The organism is Streptosporangium sp. H16 (assembly GCF_051918855.1).
Lineage (GTDB): Bacteria > Actinomycetota > Actinomycetes > Streptosporangiales > Streptosporangiaceae > Streptosporangium.
The window spans coordinates 121,411-138,280 of the sequence record NZ_JBPXMD010000012.1 but is presented as its reverse complement, the minus strand read 5'-3'; the positions used below and the strand labels follow the sequence as shown (position 1 = coordinate 138,280).

At 71.7% G+C, this 16,870-nt stretch carries 17 protein-coding genes; 8 read left to right on the top strand and 9 right to left on the bottom strand.

The window, feature by feature from the left end; genetic code table 11:
• The first annotated feature begins 77 nt into the window (after positions 1-77).
• The 3 genes from ACTOQ2_RS21620 to ACTOQ2_RS21610 all read left to right on the top strand — a co-directional run bounded on the left by ACTOQ2_RS21620 (position 78) and on the right by ACTOQ2_RS21610 (position 3,666).
• Complete coding sequence (locus ACTOQ2_RS21620) at positions 78-1,586, top strand: protein kinase domain-containing protein (RefSeq protein WP_440101676.1); 1,509 nt, start codon at positions 78-80, stop codon at positions 1,584-1,586.
• A gap of 328 nt (positions 1,587-1,914) precedes the next feature.
• Entirely contained in the window at positions 1,915-2,694 is a 780-nt protein-coding gene (locus tag ACTOQ2_RS21615; RefSeq protein ID WP_440069176.1) for an electron transfer flavoprotein subunit beta/FixA family protein, read from the top strand.
• A gap of 18 nt (positions 2,695-2,712) precedes the next feature.
• Positions 2,713-3,666 (top strand): electron transfer flavoprotein subunit alpha/FixB family protein, encoded by a 954-nt coding sequence (locus ACTOQ2_RS21610; protein WP_440101674.1) that lies wholly within the window; start codon positions 2,713-2,715, stop codon positions 3,664-3,666.
• A 149-nt stretch (positions 3,667-3,815) separates the two neighbouring features.
• On the opposite strand, the gene ACTOQ2_RS21605 is transcribed toward ACTOQ2_RS21610, so the two are convergent.
• Together ACTOQ2_RS21605 and ACTOQ2_RS21600 are read right to left on the bottom strand one after the other, a co-directional pair.
• Positions 3,816-5,018, bottom strand: a complete 1,203-nt coding sequence (locus ACTOQ2_RS21605; protein ID WP_440101672.1) for an MFS transporter — start codon at positions 5,016-5,018, stop codon at positions 3,816-3,818.
• A 184-nt stretch (positions 5,019-5,202) separates the two neighbouring features.
• The gene (locus ACTOQ2_RS21600) at positions 5,203-5,709 is read right to left on the bottom strand and encodes a TetR/AcrR family transcriptional regulator (RefSeq protein ID WP_440069171.1); all 507 of its coding nucleotides are present in this window, start codon (positions 5,707-5,709) and stop codon (positions 5,203-5,205) included.
• A 112-nt stretch (positions 5,710-5,821) separates the two neighbouring features.
• On the opposite strand from ACTOQ2_RS21600, the gene ACTOQ2_RS21595 reads away from it, so the two are divergent.
• Together ACTOQ2_RS21595 and mnmA are read left to right on the top strand one after the other, a co-directional pair.
• On the top strand, positions 5,822-6,985 hold the full coding sequence (locus ACTOQ2_RS21595) for a cysteine desulfurase family protein (protein WP_440101670.1): 1,164 nt from the start codon (positions 5,822-5,824) through the stop codon (positions 6,983-6,985).
• Between the two features lie 86 nt (positions 6,986-7,071).
• A complete protein-coding gene (gene mnmA / locus ACTOQ2_RS21590; RefSeq protein WP_440101668.1) occupies positions 7,072-8,142 on the top strand; it encodes a tRNA 2-thiouridine(34) synthase MnmA in 1,071 nt (356 codons plus the stop codon).
• Between the two features lie 53 nt (positions 8,143-8,195).
• Here mnmA and ACTOQ2_RS21585 read toward each other — a convergent pair whose 3' ends face one another.
• The 6 genes from ACTOQ2_RS21585 to eccB all read right to left on the bottom strand — a co-directional run bounded on the left by ACTOQ2_RS21585 (position 8,196) and on the right by eccB (position 13,358).
• Positions 8,196-8,837 (bottom strand): MBL fold metallo-hydrolase, encoded by a 642-nt coding sequence (locus tag ACTOQ2_RS21585; RefSeq protein ID WP_440069165.1) that lies wholly within the window; start codon positions 8,835-8,837, stop codon positions 8,196-8,198.
• A gap of 373 nt (positions 8,838-9,210) precedes the next feature.
• Positions 9,211-10,695, bottom strand: a complete 1,485-nt coding sequence (locus ACTOQ2_RS21580; protein ID WP_440101666.1) for a hypothetical protein — start codon at positions 10,693-10,695, stop codon at positions 9,211-9,213.
• Positions 10,696-10,701: 6 nt separating this feature from the next.
• Entirely contained in the window at positions 10,702-11,070 is a 369-nt protein-coding gene (locus ACTOQ2_RS21575; protein ID WP_440101665.1) for a hypothetical protein, read from the bottom strand.
• A 109-nt stretch (positions 11,071-11,179) separates the two neighbouring features.
• Positions 11,180-11,485, bottom strand: a complete 306-nt coding sequence (locus ACTOQ2_RS21570; protein ID WP_344917995.1) for a WXG100 family type VII secretion target — start codon at positions 11,483-11,485, stop codon at positions 11,180-11,182.
• 22 nt (positions 11,486-11,507) lie between these two features.
• Positions 11,508-11,822 carry a WXG100 family type VII secretion target gene (locus ACTOQ2_RS21565; RefSeq protein WP_362693859.1) on the bottom strand — a complete coding sequence of 105 codons (315 nt, stop codon included), beginning with the start codon at positions 11,820-11,822 and terminating at the stop codon, positions 11,508-11,510.
• Between the two features lie 108 nt (positions 11,823-11,930).
• Complete coding sequence (gene eccB, locus ACTOQ2_RS21560; RefSeq protein ID WP_440101663.1) at positions 11,931-13,358, bottom strand: type VII secretion protein EccB; 1,428 nt, start codon at positions 13,356-13,358, stop codon at positions 11,931-11,933.
• Between the two features lie 203 nt (positions 13,359-13,561).
• On the opposite strand from eccB, the gene ACTOQ2_RS21555 reads away from it, so the two are divergent.
• The 3 genes from ACTOQ2_RS21555 to ACTOQ2_RS21545 are packed head-to-tail and all read left to right on the top strand — an operon-like array spanning position 13,562 to position 15,136.
• Complete coding sequence (locus tag ACTOQ2_RS21555; protein ID WP_440069160.1) at positions 13,562-13,864, top strand: hypothetical protein; 303 nt, start codon at positions 13,562-13,564, stop codon at positions 13,862-13,864.
• Positions 13,865-13,895: 31 nt separating this feature from the next.
• The gene (locus ACTOQ2_RS21550; protein WP_440101662.1) at positions 13,896-14,705 is read left to right on the top strand and encodes a hypothetical protein; all 810 of its coding nucleotides are present in this window, start codon (positions 13,896-13,898) and stop codon (positions 14,703-14,705) included.
• Positions 14,702-15,136, top strand: a complete 435-nt coding sequence (locus ACTOQ2_RS21545) for a YbaB/EbfC family nucleoid-associated protein (RefSeq protein WP_440101660.1) — start codon at positions 14,702-14,704, stop codon at positions 15,134-15,136. The genes ACTOQ2_RS21550 and ACTOQ2_RS21545 overlap by 4 nt, the downstream gene beginning before the upstream one ends.
• A 55-nt stretch (positions 15,137-15,191) precedes the next feature.
• Here the strand turns inward: ACTOQ2_RS21545 and eccD are convergent, their stop codons facing one another.
• Entirely contained in the window at positions 15,192-16,577 is a 1,386-nt protein-coding gene (eccD, locus tag ACTOQ2_RS21540) for a type VII secretion integral membrane protein EccD (protein ID WP_440101658.1), read from the bottom strand.
• Between the last annotated feature and the right edge of the window lie 293 nt (positions 16,578-16,870).

The following is a 16,870-nucleotide window of genomic DNA, read 5'->3' as shown; positions in this document are numbered from 1 at the left end:
GGGCTTTACCGGTCGCCGACCGGTGCGCGATCGCCCTCTCTGCGGCACGATGGAGGGGACCCGCCGGAAGGAGTCGCATGGTTGCGCCGGACGGTGAACGTCTTGGCCCCTACCACCTGCTGTCGAGACTGGGCGCCGGAGGTTTCGGCGAGGTCCACCTGGCGCTGGACCCCGAGGGGCGCACGGTGGCGGTCAAGATCCTGCATCCCCACGTCGCGGCCGACGAGACGGCCCTGACCAGGCTGGCCCGCGAGGTCGAGACCATGCGGCTGGTCCAGGGCCCGCGGGTCGCCGAGATCCTGGACGCCTCCCTGGAGGGGGCCCGCCCCTATCTGGTCACCCGTTACGTGCAGGGCCGCCCGCTCGGCGCGGTCGTCGCGGCCGACGGGCCGGTCGTCGACGCCGCTCTCGTGCGGCTGGCGCGCGGCCTGGCCGAGGCCGTGGCCACCGTGCACGCCGCAGGGGTGGTGCACCGCGACCTCAAGCCCGCCAACGTGATCCTGACCGACGGAGAGCCGGTCGTCATCGACTTCGGCATCGCCTCCGCGCTCGACTCGCCCTCGGTCACCGCCTCGGGGGCCGTGCTCGGCACGCCCGGCTATCTGGCGCCCGAGGTGCTGGAGGGCGCCGAGGCCGGTCCCGAGGCCGACGTCTTCGCCTTCGGGGCGACGCTGGCGTACGCGTCCACCGGGCGGCACCCCTACGGCACCGGCCCGGCGTCGGCGATCGGCTACCGCGTCGTCCATCACCCTCCCGACCTCGAGGGTGTTCCCGGATGGCTGGAGCCGACGCTCGGCGAGTGCCTGCTGCGCGATCCCGCCGCCCGGCCGCGCGCGGACGCGCTGCTGGCGTGGCTGGGGGGTGCTCCCGTCACCCCCGTCGTCGGCCCGGCCGGGTACCGCCGCGACACCGCCGGCGCCCGGAAGGCCGCCCAGGCCGGGAACGAGGGCGCACGACACCGGCCGGCCGCGTTCCGCGACCCCCCGCCGTTCGCGAGAGCGGGTTCCCCGGACTCCCCGGCGTTCCCGGATCCCGCGGTGTCTCCTGAGCCCGTGGTGGCTCCTGATCCCGCGTCGTTCCCGGACCCCCGGCCCCTGGACATCCCGGTGCCGAAGGCCAGGCAGCCCCGGGACACCAGGGACGCCAGGGACGCCAGGGACGCCAGGGAAACGGCGGACACCGGGATGCAGGATCTCGGCACCCGGGAGTGGCGACCGGGGCAGCCGCGCCCGGCGACGGGCAGGCCCTCGCCGGAGGAGGCCCGCGCGCGCCGCAGGGTCGTCCTGCACCGCCGCTGGGTCGTCGGCACGGGCCTGCTTGTCTCCCTGATGGCCGCGACCGCGAGGGAACCGCTGCCCGAGGTGGCGCTGCTGCTCCTGACCGGGTACGGCTCGGTGATGCTCGTCGACGCGGGCATCGCCCTGTTCGCCCGCCGGGACCGCGGGCGGATGATCCTCGACCTGGCGGCCGGGGCCGGGGCCGTCGCGCTGGGAGCGGCCCTCAGCACGTTCTTCAGCACGCTCACCCTGGCGCTGGTGCTGGGCACCGTCGTCTTCGTCCTGGTCGCGATCCTGGTGGCCAGCTGAGCGGGCCGGGAGCGCGGGCGTGGCGCGGAACCCGCACGCGAATACCGGAATATAGTTCGGTATGGTAGGGGTGGCGGTCCTCGGGGAAGGTTACGGCCGCTCGGTGCGGGCCGCGCAACCTGGCGGTTTGCACCTAAGCTACTGATGGGTAACATAATGACGGGGGCCGGGACGGGCACGTACCGACCGGGCCACCCGCTGCCACACCGCCCGAGGGCACCTGGCAGTCTTGGCAGCGCGTGCACGTACCCCGCGTGCACGTACCGCATCCGGCGTCAACCGCAGCGACGCGGTGGCGCAGGCGAACACGGGAGGTCGGCCACCGGCCATGAACATCGTCGTCTGCGTGAAGCAGGTCCCCGACACGGCGACCGAGCGCAAGCTGAAGTCCGATGACAATACGCTCGACCGCGATGCCGCCGACGGCGTCATCAACGAGCTGTGCGAGTACGCGGTCGAGGAGGCGCTGCGCCTGAAGGAGGCGCACGGCGGTGAGGTGACCGTCCTCACCATGGGTCCCGCCAAGGCGAGCGACACCATTCGCAAGGCCCTGGCCATGGGTGCCGACAAGGCCGTCCACCTGGTGGACGACGCGCTGCACGGCTCGGACGCCCTGGGCACCTCCCACGCCCTGGCACAGACCCTCAAGAAGATCGGTTTCGATCTGGTCGTGCTCGGCTCGGAGTCGACGGACGCCCGCACCGGGGTCCTCGCCGCCATGCTGGCCGAGCGCCTCGGCGTGCCGCAGCTCACCTTCGCCAACCAGGTTCAGGTCGACGGGGGCGCCATCTCCATCCAGCGCGTCACCGACTACGGCTTCGACAGGGTCGAGGCCTCGCTGCCCGCCGTCGTCTCCGTCGTGGAGAAGATCAACGAGCCGCGCTACCCGTCCTTCAAGGGCATCATGGCCGCCAAGAAGAAGCCGGTCGAGAAGCTCGGCGTCGCCGACGCCGAGATCGACGCCTCCCAGGTGGGCCTGGCCAACTCCTGGAGCGAGGTCGCAGACTTCGCGGTCGCCCCGCCGCGCGCGGCGGGCACGGTCGTCAAGGACGAGGGCGACGGCGGCGTGAAGGCCGCCGACTTCCTCGCGTCGAAGAAGTTCGTCTGAGAGCGGGGGTTAGCTGGAATGTCCGAGATTCTCGTTCTGGTCGAGCACGTCGAGGGCCAGGTCAAGAAGGTCACCCTTGAGCTGCTGACGCTCGCCAGGAAGCTGGGCACCCCGTCCGCGGTCTGGACGGGCGCGGGCTACTCTCCCGAGGCCCAGGCCAGGCTGGCCGAGTACGGCGCGGAGAAGATCTACCTGGCCGACTCGGCCGAGGTCAGCGACTACGTCGTGGCACCCAAGGCGGAGCTGCTCGCCCACCTGGTGGGCGAGAAGGCGCCGATCGCGGTGCTCGTCGCCGCGACGGCCGAGGCCAAGGAGATCGCCGGCCGTCTCGCCATCAAGATCGACTCCGGTGTGCTCACCGACGTCGTGGGCGTCGAGGACGGCCTGGTCGCAGACCAGTCCATCTTCGGCGGCGGCATCAACGTCCGGTCGCGCGTGACCAAGGGCACCCCGATCGTCGCGGTACGCCCCAACGCCACTCCGGTCGAGGCCGCCGCGGGCGCGGGCACCGAGGAGCGCGTCGCCTTCACCGTCTCCGACGCCGCCAAGGGCGCCAGGATCGTGGAGCGGGTCAAGGAGGAGAAGGGCGCGCGCCCGGAGCTCACCGAGGCCGCGATCGTGGTCTCCGGTGGCCGGGGCGTCGGCTCGGCCGAGAAGTTCTCGATCATCGAGGACCTGGCCGACTCGCTCGGCGCGGCCGTCGGCGCCTCCCGCGCCGCCACCGACGCCGGCTGGTACCCGCACCAGTTCCAGGTCGGCCAGACCGGCAAGACCGTCTCGCCGCAGCTGTACATCGCGGCCGGCATCTCCGGGGCCATCCAGCACCGGGCCGGTATGCAGACCGCCAAGACGATCGTCGCGATCAACAAGGACCCCGAGGCGCCGATCTTCGAGCTCGCCGACTACGGCGTCGTGGGCGACCTGCACCAGATCGTCCCGCAGCTGACCCAGGAGATCACCAAGCGCAAGTGACCGGCAGGGGCACTGCGTACCGGTAGGCGGGAACGGGGGAGGGCGCCGCACGACGCGTGCGGTGCCCTCCCACGTTCCGGCTCCCACCGGCGGCCCACCGGCGGCCCGCGGGCCGCCGGTGGGCCCGCGGGGTACTCGTCGGTGGCGGCTCAGGCCGCCATGGAGAGTTCGCGCCTGGGGGTCTCCAGCGGGACGGTGACCGCGCGGGAGCGGGGCAGGAACCACGCGACCACGGCGATCAGGACGCCGAGCACCACCACGATGCCGAGGCCCACCCTGAGCGTGACCAGATCGGAGAGGAAACCGATGATCACGGGGCCGAGCAGCAGTCCCGCGTAGCCCATCGCGCCCGTCTGGGCGATGGCCGGTCCGGGATCGCCGGTCGCGCCGCCCGCCAGGGACATGGCCATCGGCGAGACCGTCGCCACGGCCACGCCCACGAACAGCATGGCCGAGAGGGCGATCGGCGCCGTGGGGGCCGTGAGGACCACGGCGAAGGTCGCGGCGGTGGCCAGGCCCGAGGCGACCATCATGCCGCGGGCGCCGAAGCGGGCCCGGACGCGGTCACCGGTGAGGCGACCGGCCAGCATGCCCGCCTCGAAGATCGGGTAGCCCAGGGCGGCGAGCGCCTCCGGCGCGCCCAGCACGTTCCGCAGGTACAGGCCGTTCCAGTCGGCGACCGTACCCTCCACCATGAACGCGCAGAAGGCGATCACGCCGAGAAGGTAGACCACCGGGGGCATCCGGCGCCGTGCCGTGCTCCGGCCCCCGGCCGGGCGGCGGGAAGCCCGCACCGGCTCGGGCAGGTAGGAACGGCTGACGAGCGCCGCCACGGGGAGCGCGAGCAGGGCGACCAGGATCAGATGGACCGTGATCGAGAGTCCCGCCGCGATCGCCGCGGTGCCCAGCAGGCCCGCGGCGATCGCTCCCACGCACCAGCCGGCGTGCATGCCGTTCATCAGCGGGCGTCCGTAGGCGCGTTCGACCACCGAGCCCTGCGCGTTCATCGCGACGTCCACCGCGCCGAACGCCATGCCGAACAGGCCGCTCGCGGCCAGGGCGAGGGGGAACGACGGCGCCACCGCGAGCAGCGCCAGGGTGATCGCGGTCAGGGGAGCCGCGACCCGCAGGATGCTCCGGCTGCCGAAGCGTGTCATCACCCCGCGCATCGACTGCATGGTGATGAGCGCTCCCAGCCCCCACACGAGGAGGGTGGCGCCCACCGATGCCGCGGACAGCCCGAGTTTGTCGGAGAGCGCCGGAATGCGCACGGTCATCGATCCGCACAGCAGGCCTGCGAGCACGAATGTGAGAACCGCCCCGGTTCGAGCCGTTCTCAGGTCGCGGGTCATGACTCAATCCCTTCAATAAATGTTTTGACAAACCGGGGAGCGGGCACACCAAAGTCGGTCGCTTTCGCGCGTGCGAAAGCGACCACCAATCTTTGTGAGTGTTTCCCCTGGTCAGGTGAATGATCAGACGGGTGCCCGCCGACCGGCGCGTCGCGGTGCCGGGGTGATCAGGCGGGCAGGGCCGTCAGGCGGGCAGCAGGGCCAGCAGACGTCGTTTCAGGATCTCGATGTGCTCGGCGTCGTAGAGGTCGGGGTCGTGACTCGCCACGTCCCACAGTCCCTCGCAGGCCAGGCGCACGATCTGGGCCGCCTCCGGGTCGGGCTCGCTGTCGAGCCCCTCGCGGTGCCAGCGGGCCATCGCCACCCGAAGCGGGGCCAGAAGGTAGAGGTTGCCGGAGGCCCCGGTCACCACGGCCCAGCGCCGCAGCCTGCCGCTCTGCACGGCGGCGAACGTGGCCGCCAGATAGTTCTTGGTGTAGGTGTCGTGACCCTGAGTCGCGACGAGCTCGTCGAACTCCTCGATCAGCCGCTCGACCATGCCCTTGATCAGGGCTTCCTTCGTGCCGAAGTGGTAGAGCAGGCCGCCCTTACTGCATCCGGCGCGCTCCGCGACGGTCGCCAGGGTGAGAGCCTGGGAGCCCTGGTCGCAGAGCAGATCCTCTGCCGCGTCCAACAGCTCTTCCCGTCTCATGGCAGTTACTGTACCGTCTGGACGGTTCAGTGGTCAACTCCGCGGATCAGGACCTCCACGGGCGCGGATACGCTTGGAAGGTTGACAGCGAGTTGGGGAGGGGAATGCGGCCGTGAAGTCCGCCTATCTCGATCACGCGGCGACCACGCCGATGCTTCCCGAGGCGATCGAGGCGATGACAGCCCAACTCGGCCAGGTCGGCAACGCGTCCTCCCTGCACGCCGCCGGCCGTCGCACCCGCCGGGTCGTGGAGGAGGCGCGGGAGACCATCGCCGCCGCGCTCGGCGCCAGGCCCAGCGAGGTCGTCTTCACCGCGGGCGGCACCGAGGCCGACAACCTCGCCGTCAAGGGCCTGTACTGGGCCCGCCGTGCCGGGGGGGCCGACAGGATCCTGATCAGCGCGGTGGAGCACCACGCCGCCCTGGACCCCGCGCACTGGCTGAGCGCCCACCAGGGCGCGACCGTCGAGCCGCTCGGCGTCGACGAGTTCGGCCGGGTGCACCCGCAGACCCTCCGCAACGCCATCGAGCGCGACCCTGACGGCGTCGCCCTGGTCAGCGTCATGTGGGCCAACAACGAGGTCGGCACCGTCCAGCCGGTCCACGAGCTCGCCGCGATCGCCGGGGAGTACGACATCCCCTTCCACACCGACGCGGTCCAGGCCGTCGGCCAGCTCCCCGTGGTCTTCGCCGACTCGGGGGTCGACGCGCTGACGCTCTCCGGGCACAAGGTCGGCGGCCCGATGGGCGTCGGTGCCCTGCTGCTCGCCCGGGGTGTCGACCCGGTGCCGGTGCTGCACGGCGGCGGCCAGGAACGCGACGTCCGCTCCGGCACGCTCGACGCCCCCTCCGTCGCCGGCTTCGCCACGGCGGTGCGGGCCGCGGTGGCCCGGCAGGCCGAGAACGCGGCCCGGCTGACCGGGCTCCGCGACGACCTCATCCGCCGGGTCCGCCAGGCGGTGCCCGACGTGATCCTCAACGGCGATCCGGTGAACCGCCTTCCCGGCAACGCCCACTTCTCCTTCCCCGGCTGCGAGGGCGACGCCCTGCTCATGCTCCTGGACGCCAAGGGCGTGGAGTGCTCGACGGGCTCGGCCTGCTCGGCGGGGGTGGCGCAGCCCTCCCACGTGCTGCTCGCGATGGGCGCCGACGGGTTCCGGGCGCGTGGCTCGCTGCGCTTCTCCCTCGGTCACACCTCGACCGAGGCGGACGTGGACCGGCTGGCCGATGTCATCGGCCTCGTCGTCGAGCGCGCCCGCCGCGCGGGCCTGAGCTGATCGGTGCCGTACGGGTGTCCTTCGCACGGCCTTAGGGCCTCCCGGCCCGACGAGGTGGGCGCCGGCGCGGGTACGCTCAGGGGGTTATGAGTCTTCGTGTGCTTGCCGCCATGTCCGGTGGCGTCGACTCCGCCGTGGCGGCCGCCCGCATCGCCGAGGCGGGCCATGACGTCACCGGTGTCCACCTCGCCCTCTCCGCCAACCCCCAGTCCTACCGGACCGGCGCCCGCGGGTGCTGCACGGTCGAGGACTCGCGAGACGCCCGCAGGGCCGCCGACGTGATCGGCATCCCCTTCTACATCTGGGACATGGCCGAGCGCTTCCAACGTGACGTGGTCGAGGACTTCGTCAGCGAGTACGCCGCCGGGCGCACGCCCAACCCGTGCCTGCGCTGCAACGAGAAGATCAAGTTCGAGGCGGTGCTCGACCGGGCCCTCGCGCTGGGCTTCGACGCGGTGGCCACCGGGCACCACGCGCGCGTCGCGGACGGCGTCCTGAGCCGCAGCCCCGACCAGGGCAAGGACCAGTCGTACGTCCTGGGCGTGCTCACCAGGGAGCAACTCGGTCACGCGATCTTCCCGCTGGGCGACTCCACCAAGGCCCAGGTGCGCGAGGAGGCCGCGCGGCGCGGCCTCATGGTGGCCGACAAGCCCGACAGCCATGACATCTGCTTCATCGCCGACGGCGACACCCGGGGCTTCCTCGCCGACCGCCTCGGTGCGGAGCGGGGCCCGATCGTCGACGAGTCCGGCGAGGTGGTGGGCGGCCACGAGGGCGCCTACGGCTTCACCGTCGGCCAGCGCAAGGGCCTGCGCATCGACCGTCCGGCCCCCGACGGTCGCCCGCGTTATGTGCTGTCCATCGAGCCGGTCTCCAACACGGTCACCGTCGGCCCGCGCTCGTCCCTCGAGGTCACGACCATCGTCGCGGAGCGGCCGGTCTGGAACGGCCCGGTGGAGGAGCCGCGCGAGCCGCTGGCTTGCACGGTCCAGCTCCGCGCTCACGGCGAGGTGTACGGCTGCCGCGCCCAGCTCTCCGGCGGGGAGGTCCACATCACGCTGGACAGCCCGGCCACCGGGGTCGCGGCGGGCCAGGCGGCCGTGCTCTACCTCGGCGACACCGTGATCGGCTCGGCCACCATCGCCTCGGCCTCCTGAGCCCGCCCGCCGAGCGCGTCCCAGGGCAGTCCCAGGGCAGTCCCAGGGCAGCCCTAGGGCAGGGTGACCGACTCGCCTGACGTGAGGCGGCGCATCTCGGCCTTCTGCTTGTCGGACTCCATCTCCAGCCACATGTCGACCAGGCGGAGCCCGATGTCGTTGAGCAGGCCGTCGTGGGTGGAGAAGGCACGGGCGGGGCGGACCTGGCGGAGATATTCGACCATCTCCGACGCCTTCATCCACGGAGCGTTGGTCGGCACCAGGAGCGTGGGCACCTCGACACCCGGCGGGGTGAACGCGTCACCGGGGTAGAAGACCTCCTCGTCCACCAGGAAGCCGACGTTGCGCACGATCGGCAGGTCCGGGTGGTTGGGGGCGTGCCACTCGCCGACGACCCTCACCCCGAAACCGGCCGTGTCGAAGGTGTCGCCGTGCCGTACGACCTGGATCTTGGCGGGGACGTCGGCGAGCATGGCGGCCACGCCCTCGTTGGTCCAGATCCGCAGGGACGGGTCGGCCTCGGCGGCCCGGCGCAGCCGGTCGGCGTCCACGTGGTCGAAGTGTTCGTGGGTGATGAGCACCGCCCGTGCCCCGTCGAGCGCGGACTCCTCGCTGAAGGAGCCCGGGTCGATCACGAGGACGGAGTCGTCCTTCTCCAGCCGGACACACGCGTGCCCGAACTTCGTGAGTTTCATCAGATACCTCCAGCGTGGATACCCCGAACTTCAGGCCGGGGAGGAAACGCGGCGCGGTACCGCTCGATTCGGTAACCTATTCGACGGTGGCGACAACCAAGCCGCTGTTCACCCGATCAGAAGCATCCTCGCCGCCGGGCTGGCGGAGAGGTGAAACGCCTGTGGAGCTGGTGTAAGACCTCACGGAGAGTCCTTTTCTGGCGGGCGACCGGCGATGAAGCAGGAACCCTCATGGGCGACCGTGGGAATCCCCCTCGTTTACGAGGGGGAGGAAGTCAACTCTTCACTTTATGGGCGGGGCGGATCACGGTGCCGCGGGGGCGGGACACGCGCGGGAGGCTGCCGGGAAGGCGCCGCCCCCCGCGCGGTCCGGTCAGGTGATCACAGGCGGTGCGGTACTGCCGTCACCACCCCACACGTCCTCGTCCTCGGTGAGCCAGGTGGAGCGTTCGCGGTCCTGGTTCCCCTCGCCCGCCGCGCCGCCCATGGGCATGAACGGCATGCCGCCCATGCCCATGCCGCCGCGGCCGTCGACCCGCGGGCCACCGGCGGCGCCGAATCCGCCGCCGGTCCCGGTGGTGCCACCGGCGCCGACCCAGGAAGTCGGCCCGGCGGGGCCGTTCTGGCCGAACGTGGTGGGGCCCGCGCCCCCTCCGCCGCCCCCGGAGTAGGTAGGCAGGCCGGTGCCGGTGCCGGTGCCGGTGCCGATCCCGGGACCGAGTCCCGTGCCGGGGCCGAGACCGGTGCCGGGCCCCGTGCCGGGACCGCCCGGCACGGTGGGCTCGAAACCGGCCAGCTTGGTGTTGCGCGGATCGTTCGGGTCCAGGCCCACGTTCTGGTTGTTCGGGTTCAGGCCCGTCGGGTCGGTGAAGCCGGGCGGGATGGTGCCGGGCCCCGTGCCGGGGCCACCCGTACCGGGACCGCCCGGATAGGCGGGGTTGGAGATGTCCGGGTAGCCGCCGCCCGTACCCGTACCCGGACCGCCCGTACCCGTACCCGGACCGCCCGTACCCGTACCCGGACCGCCCGTACCCGGATCGCCCGTACCCGGGCCTCCCGGGTAGCCGACGCCAGGGAAGCCGGGCAGGGTTCCGGTGCCGGGGTAACCGGCACCCCCTCCGGGGTAACCACCCCCTCCGGGGTAACCACCCCCTCCGGGGTAACCACCCCCGCCGGGGTAGCCGCCTCCACCGGGGAACCCTCCCCCGCCGCCCGGGTAACCCCCGCCGCCGTTGGGATAATTTTGGGTGGTGAGCGGGGGAGTGGTCGGTTCGCTCAGCCGGGGCAGGTCCTTCTCCACGGTCGCGGGGATTTTGTCGTAGAGGACGATCAGCTCCTCGTTGAGCGCCATCAGGTCCTCGCGGGCGAGATCGTTCTCCGACTTGTCGGTGAAGATGATCCCGCCGAACGTCCCCAGGTTGTAGTTGTCGCCGGGCATGATGTCCAGCCCGTCGTCGAACTCGAACCAGCCGCTCCTGGCCGCGTTGTCGATGTAGGAGGGAAGGATCTCCTTGCCGTAGTAGATCAGCGGGGGGCCGAGCTGGCCGCAGCGGCGTGCCAGCTCGTTGACCGTCTTGTGGACGAGCTGGAGCGCCTTCTGCGCCTCGATCGAGGCGTCACCGCTCCATACCTTCGCCAGCTCTCCGGCGACCTCTTTGATCAGGCTGCGACTGCCGTCCAGCATGGTCGTCGCGGAGTTGTAGGCGTGTCCCGCGTCCTCGATGGCCCGCGGGTTGGTGGACTTCAGCAGCTCCCTGATCTCGGTCGCGCTGTAGTCGCGGTAGTGGTCCCGGCTGCCGATCCCCGGGGCGCTCTCCCCGTCGAACTTGATGTGGTGAATCGCGTGGTCGTTGCCCATCGCGTCTCACCCCGCCTTGTTCGTGGTGCTGGCCTGCTCGGCGTCCTCGTAGTTGTAGGCGGCGACCCGCAGCAGGTGGAGCGCCGCCCGGTACTTGACGATCGTGTCCTGATAGACGGTGCCGATTTTCAGGTGGGCCTTCTGCGTGACCCTGGCGACGTCCTTGGCGGTGTCCCAGGTGCCGATCTGGGCCTCGGTCAGGTTGGTCAGGGACCGCATGTCCTGCAGCGATCCCTCGTTCGAGCTCTCCAGGCGTTCGAGGTCCTCCTCGAGGGCCTGGAGCAGTTTCTTGATCCGGTCGCGCTTGAGGTCGACGGTCGGGCGGTCCTTGTTGAGGCCTGGCCAGACCGGACCTTCTTCCTCGGGAGGTGGCATGCCTCTTCTCCCCGTTACTGAGGGGCCGCGGCACCGCGCCGCGACCCGATCGGTTCTCCCCGTCGCGGAGAGGGCCGCGGCACCGCCGTGGCCCACCCGGTTTCTGGGATCAGCGTCCGTCGAACATCGTGACGTTGACCTTCTCGGTCATCGCGAAGTTCTCCCTGCCGATCTCGATGACGCCACCGAGGCGCTGGAGCAGCGCGGCCATCCGGCCGGACGCCGCGTCCCACTGGGCGCGGGCGCCGTAGTAGGCCGTGCGCGCGTCGCCCTCCCAGTCACCGAGCAACCGGTCGAGGTCCCCTTCCAGGTTCTGGAGGGTGCCTTCCAGCATCTGCCACTGCCGGGCGAAGTCGCCGGCAGAGCGGTCCATCTGGCCGAAGTCGACAAGAGTGCGGTCGAAGTCGCTAGCCATGGTGATCCCCGTTCCGAATCCGTCAGCTGTTGATGTCGGCCCCGAGCCGCCTCGACACGGCGGTCTGGTTCTCCTGGGCGGTCTCGTAGTTCTTCTGGATGTTCTTGAGCTTGACGGACAGGCCCTCAAGCTCGCGCAGGATGTTGGTCATCTCGGTGCTCCAGGCGTTGAACACGCCGTCGAAGGAGACCGCGGACTGGCCGTCCCAGCCGGAGCGCAGCTCGCCACGGTGGCCTTCGAGCTGGGTCTTGATCTGGTTGATCGTGGTCTTGGCGTCGTCGGTCTTCTGTGACGCCTCGCCAAGCCGCGAATGGTACGCGGAGGTCTTCTGAACCACGTGACACCTCCATGGTGCTCGACTGGCATAGGAGTTTCGATCATTACAAAGTGGACAGCCGTCGCATCTCTCACCAATAACGAACAGATATACCGTTGGTAACGAGGATCACGGTTGCCCCACGGGCACCGGCATTCCCGCCGCCGACCGGCTGAGCGCCGGGCCCTGCGGGATCAGATGCACGATGTGCGCCGGCAGCGGCGCGACGTCGGCGGCGGTGTACCCGAGGCTCGCCAGCGACTCCGTCGCGGTGATCGCGTGCCGCCGCCCCTGGTCGCTGATCAGGAAGACCGAGGTGACCGCGTCCAGCCTGCCGTTCCCCGGCAGCACGCCCACCAGTGACGCGGTGCCCGGCGGGAGCACGACCTGGTCCACCGCGTCCTGGTCGAACCGGCCGGTCGGCGGCGCGGGAATGCGCATGGTGCTGCCCACGGTCAGCCGCGCCCGGGTCGATCCGCGCTCGGTGTCGGCGTAGACCGCGCACACCGGCGAGGCGGGGTCGGGGGCGATGACCCGCGGCATGGCCGTGGGAAGCCCCGCCGGATCGAAGCGGGTGGCCGAGCGCCGCATCCCGTTCGCGGTCGCCGCGTCGATCTCCACGGCGCGCACCGGCGCCCTGCCGTACGCCTTCTTGCTGGCCGGGTCCTGGAGCAGGAGCTCGGCCTGGGCGGTCGTGAGCGCGGCCAGGCCGTCGGGGAGCAGGACGTACCACTTGGCCGCGCCGCCCGACATCGCGCGCACGGTGTAGATCCGGCCCGCGACGGAACGCCTGCCGTCGGGGCCGCGTACCACCCTGCCGCGGGCGGCGAGCGCCGGGGCGCGGAAGTCGGGGCCGATGGGCAGCGCGTTGAGCCAGGCCGCGGGAACCTGCCGGGGTTGTTCCTCGGTCAGCGCCCGCAGGCTCTCCTGCGGCACCCGCATCCGCTGGTCCGACCAGAGCAGCCAGGCCTGCGAGCCCTCCTCCACGACCATCGCGGTGTCCCGCCCGATCGGGGTGCCGCCGACCGCGAACCCGCCGATCAGCGAGGTGTGCGGGGTGCGCGTCCCGGCGGCGTCCACGCCCTCGACCACGCAGGCCGACCAGGGGGCGCGGACCAGCCGCCCGCGGGGCGGCAGGGACTCGGGGGCACCGGGGATGCCGACCAGGAGCCCGCGCGGGAAGCGCGTGAGCGACGCCGTGGAGACCGTGCGGACCGCCACGCCCTGCCCGCCGCCGAGCAGCAGCCGGGCCGAGGTGACGTTGGCGACCGGGATCATCTGGCCCCGCGTCGCGCTGTAGACGAAGGTCGCGCCCGACTCCTCCTCGACGATCACCGTCCCCGGCGCGGTGAGCGCGGTGGCGCCGCCGGGCTTCAGCAGGCCGTAGATGCCGAACGCCACCGCCACCAGCACCGCGACCAGCACACCGCAGAACGTCGCGACGTTGTGCCTGCGCATCGGCGACTCGGGCACGTCGGGTTCGCCCTGGAGCAGGGCCATGCCCAGGCGCTGGGTCATCAGCCGGTGCGCCTGATAGAGATCACGACGGGTCTGCATCCCACCTCCGCCTCGCCGGATGCTCGGTCGCCGACAGCATAGAAGCGTGATCGCCGGGCGGTGCACGGGACGCCGATGGTGAACGGCGGTGATACCGAACGTTTCCGGCCGTCGGCGACCCCGTGAACAGGCTTTCGAGGGGGAGGGGAGGACCGGATCGGGATGGTAGGAGATGTCCGGGAACACGTGATCACGGAGGCCGGATGACCCAGGAGAAGTACGTCACCTCCAAGGCGATCGAGAGCATTCGCAAGGAGATCGAGGAGGACGTCATCCCGAGGATCAGGGAGCTGCGTGCGATGCTGGGCGACACGACGGTCGGATTTCCCGGCTGGGGAGCGGTCGGCGAGCTCGCGGTCGGGATGCGCTACCGGGAGGTCCAGCGGGACGTCGGGGAGAAGTTCGACGACGCGGTGGAGGTGCTGGAGTCGTGGACGGTCGCGCTGACCACCGCCCGCGTCAACTGGCGGACCGCGGAGGACGACAGCACCGTCGTGTACCAGTGAGCCGGTTGTCAGTGAACCAGGGGGAGCCGAGATGACCGCGAGACCGGGTGGGAGGCCGAGCCCGCTGACGGCGGGCAGGAGCGCCAAGGGGGTGATCACGAACTCCACCAAGGTCCTGTCCACCCTCAAGGGCGGTGCCAGGCTGGCGCCCACGGCCTGGGCGGGCGTGGCGATCGCGAGCACCGCCGTGGCGAACGTGCCGGGCATGGCCGACGCCTACAACAACTGGGAGTCCGTTCACTCGCGCCTGGACACCGCGGTGAAGAGCTACGTCGCCATCCTGCTCACCAAGGAGAAGGAGGGCTGGATCGCCGACGACAGGGAGGCGTTCGACGACGCCGTCCAGCGAATGCAGGAGGCCCTGGAGAGCCTGCGCGCCTACGTCAAGAACGTCGCCGGGATCGTCGACGAGCTGGGGGACGCCTACCGCGCGTACTGGCTCGCCATCGCCAAGATCGCGGCCACCCTGCTGGTCCTCGCCACGATCGCGGCGGCCATGCTGGCGACCCCGTACGCGGCCAACGCCATGGTCAACCTGAAGATGCTGGGCACCCTGGCCAGCCAGGTCATCGCCGTCTCGACCGGGGCGCTGGGCAAGCTCGTCGCCTCGGTGGCAGGGAGCATGTCGGTGTACTTCTCCGGCAAGGCGTGGGTCCAGTCGTTCAACCTGGAGCCCACCGGCTCGGCCAAGGTCGACTTCACGAAGGCGAGGATCGACCCCTCGCTCCTGCCGTACCGGCAGGAGCCCGCCGTCGCCCCCGGCCAGGCGCCGCAGTTGCCCAAGGGCGGGACGTTCGAGTGGCTGTCCCCCAAGAAAGAGATGCCGGAGCCGTACAAGTGAGCGACCTCATCCCCGAGAACCCGCACCTGGGAAACCCCGAGAACCTGCGCCTGGAGGACCTGGACGCCGTCGTACGGCAGAGCGAGGAGACGCTGCGGCGGCTCGGCGGGGTCTTCGGCGAGCTGGAGACCGTCACCGGCGAGGGGTCCGGCGCCAATGGCCTGGCCCGTGCCCTGGTGGACGGCGCCGGGCGGATCAAGGAGATCACCCTTGAGCCGCGCATCATGCGCCTGGACAGCCAGGCCGTCGCCGAGGCGGTGACCGAGGCGGTCCGCGCCGCCCAGGAGGCCGCCGGGCGCGCGAACGAGGAACTGCTCCGCGCCGCCACCGGTGGCGACCCGCTCCCGCTGGACATGGCCGACGCCCGGCGCCGTTTCGAGGACATCGGCCAGGATCTGGTCCGCACCCTGGACGACCTGGGACGAGACTGACCGTGCCGTCCGGGCGGGACCCGGACGGCACGGGCTCCTGACCGGGGGACCCCGGTCAGCCCGACAGGCCCCTGACGGCCGCGTACACGTCCATCACCCCGAGCGCGAGCGGGAGCAGGGCCAGGATCAGGCAGAACTCCACGATGTCCCCCGCGCGTCCCCAGAACGGGGAGGGGCGCCGCTGCGGGAGGAACAGCGCCATCCCGCCCGCCAGCGCCGCCGCGCACACCAGGCCGATCGTCACCGCGAAGGCCGAGTCGGGCACGGTGAACGCCACGCCCAGGGTCAGCGCCAGCAGCCCGGCCAGTCCCGAGCCGAGCAACCAGAGGCGCTGACCGGTCCCCTGGAAGACGCGGGCGCGCATCAGCAGCGCCAGCGAGAGCGTGACCAGGGTCGCGGGGGCGGTCCACCCGCTCGCGGTGAGCAGGACCGGCAGCGTGCCCAGCGCCACCAGGGCGACGCCCGCGGTCAGGCCGGTCGCGAACCGCTCGGCCTCCGTCGCGCGCCGCCGGATGTCCGCGCCGTCGATGTCGTCGGTGTCGCCGCGCAGTTCCTCGGCGTTGGCGGGCAGCGTGGGCAGCGGGAGCCGCGCCAGCCGGAAAGACGTCGTCGGGATGAGGGGGGCGCAGGCCAGGGTCACCGCGGCGGCCAGCGCGGCCACCCCGGCGGCGGGCGCCCCGGTGAACATGACGACCGCCGAGCAGATCGTCCCGATCACCGCGGCCAGCCCGACGCCGAAGAAGTTGGGCAGTCCCTCGGCGACGACCCAGCCGGTCACGGTGGCGACCAGCGCGGTCACCGCGAACCCGGCCAGCAGGTTGGGCGCCCCGAACACGGCGGGACCGGCGGGGGGAGCCGGTACGCAGGCCCCGGCCAGGAAGGCGTGCGGCAGCGCGGTGTAGCCGATGGTCGCACCGGCCCGGCCGTCGCCCACGGCCCTGGAGAGCACGGCGCTCGCCACGACGGCGAGGATCGCGCACGCCCCGGCGAAGGCGACGACCGGCCCCCAGGGCGGCCCGCTCGCCACGAGCACCGCGAACGCGGCGACCATCGACAGCGCCGCGGTGCCCAGCCCCACGCCCCTGGTGTGCGCGGCCCCCCAGCGGCCGCTCCGCTCCTTGACGCCGGTCGCCACGGTGTCGGCGACGTCGTCGAAGATCGCCTCGGGCAGCTGGGACGAGAGGGGAAGCAGGTAGAGGACCTCGCCGTCCCTGATGCCCAGCTCGGACAGGCTCGCGCCCGAGGGCATGGGGGCCGCGCCGATCCGCTGGAGCCCCCAGCCGCCGGCGGGCGCGATCTGCTCGGCGCTCTCGCCGGTGGCGGCGAGCAGATCGGGCAGCAGGTGGGAGAGGGGGAGGTCCGCGGGCACCGCCAGGTCGACCCGGCGGCGCGGGGTGACGACGGTGATGCGGCACAGGGGGATTGCGGTCACCTGGTTCACAGGGCGCATGGTAGCCACCCCCGCGATCACCCGGCACCCGTCGGGGTCGCGAGGCGCACGGTGTTCACCGCGCGATCACCCGGCGCTCATCCGGTCCGAGGTGCATGGCGTTCACCGCGCGATCACCCGGCGCTCATCCGGTCCGAGGTGCATGGCGTTCACCGCGCGATCACCCGGCGCTCATCCGGTCCGAGGTGCATGGCGTTCACCGCGCGATCACCCGGCGCTCATCCGGTCCGAGGTGCATGGCGTTCACCGCGCGATCACCCGGCGCTCATCCGGTCCGACGTGCA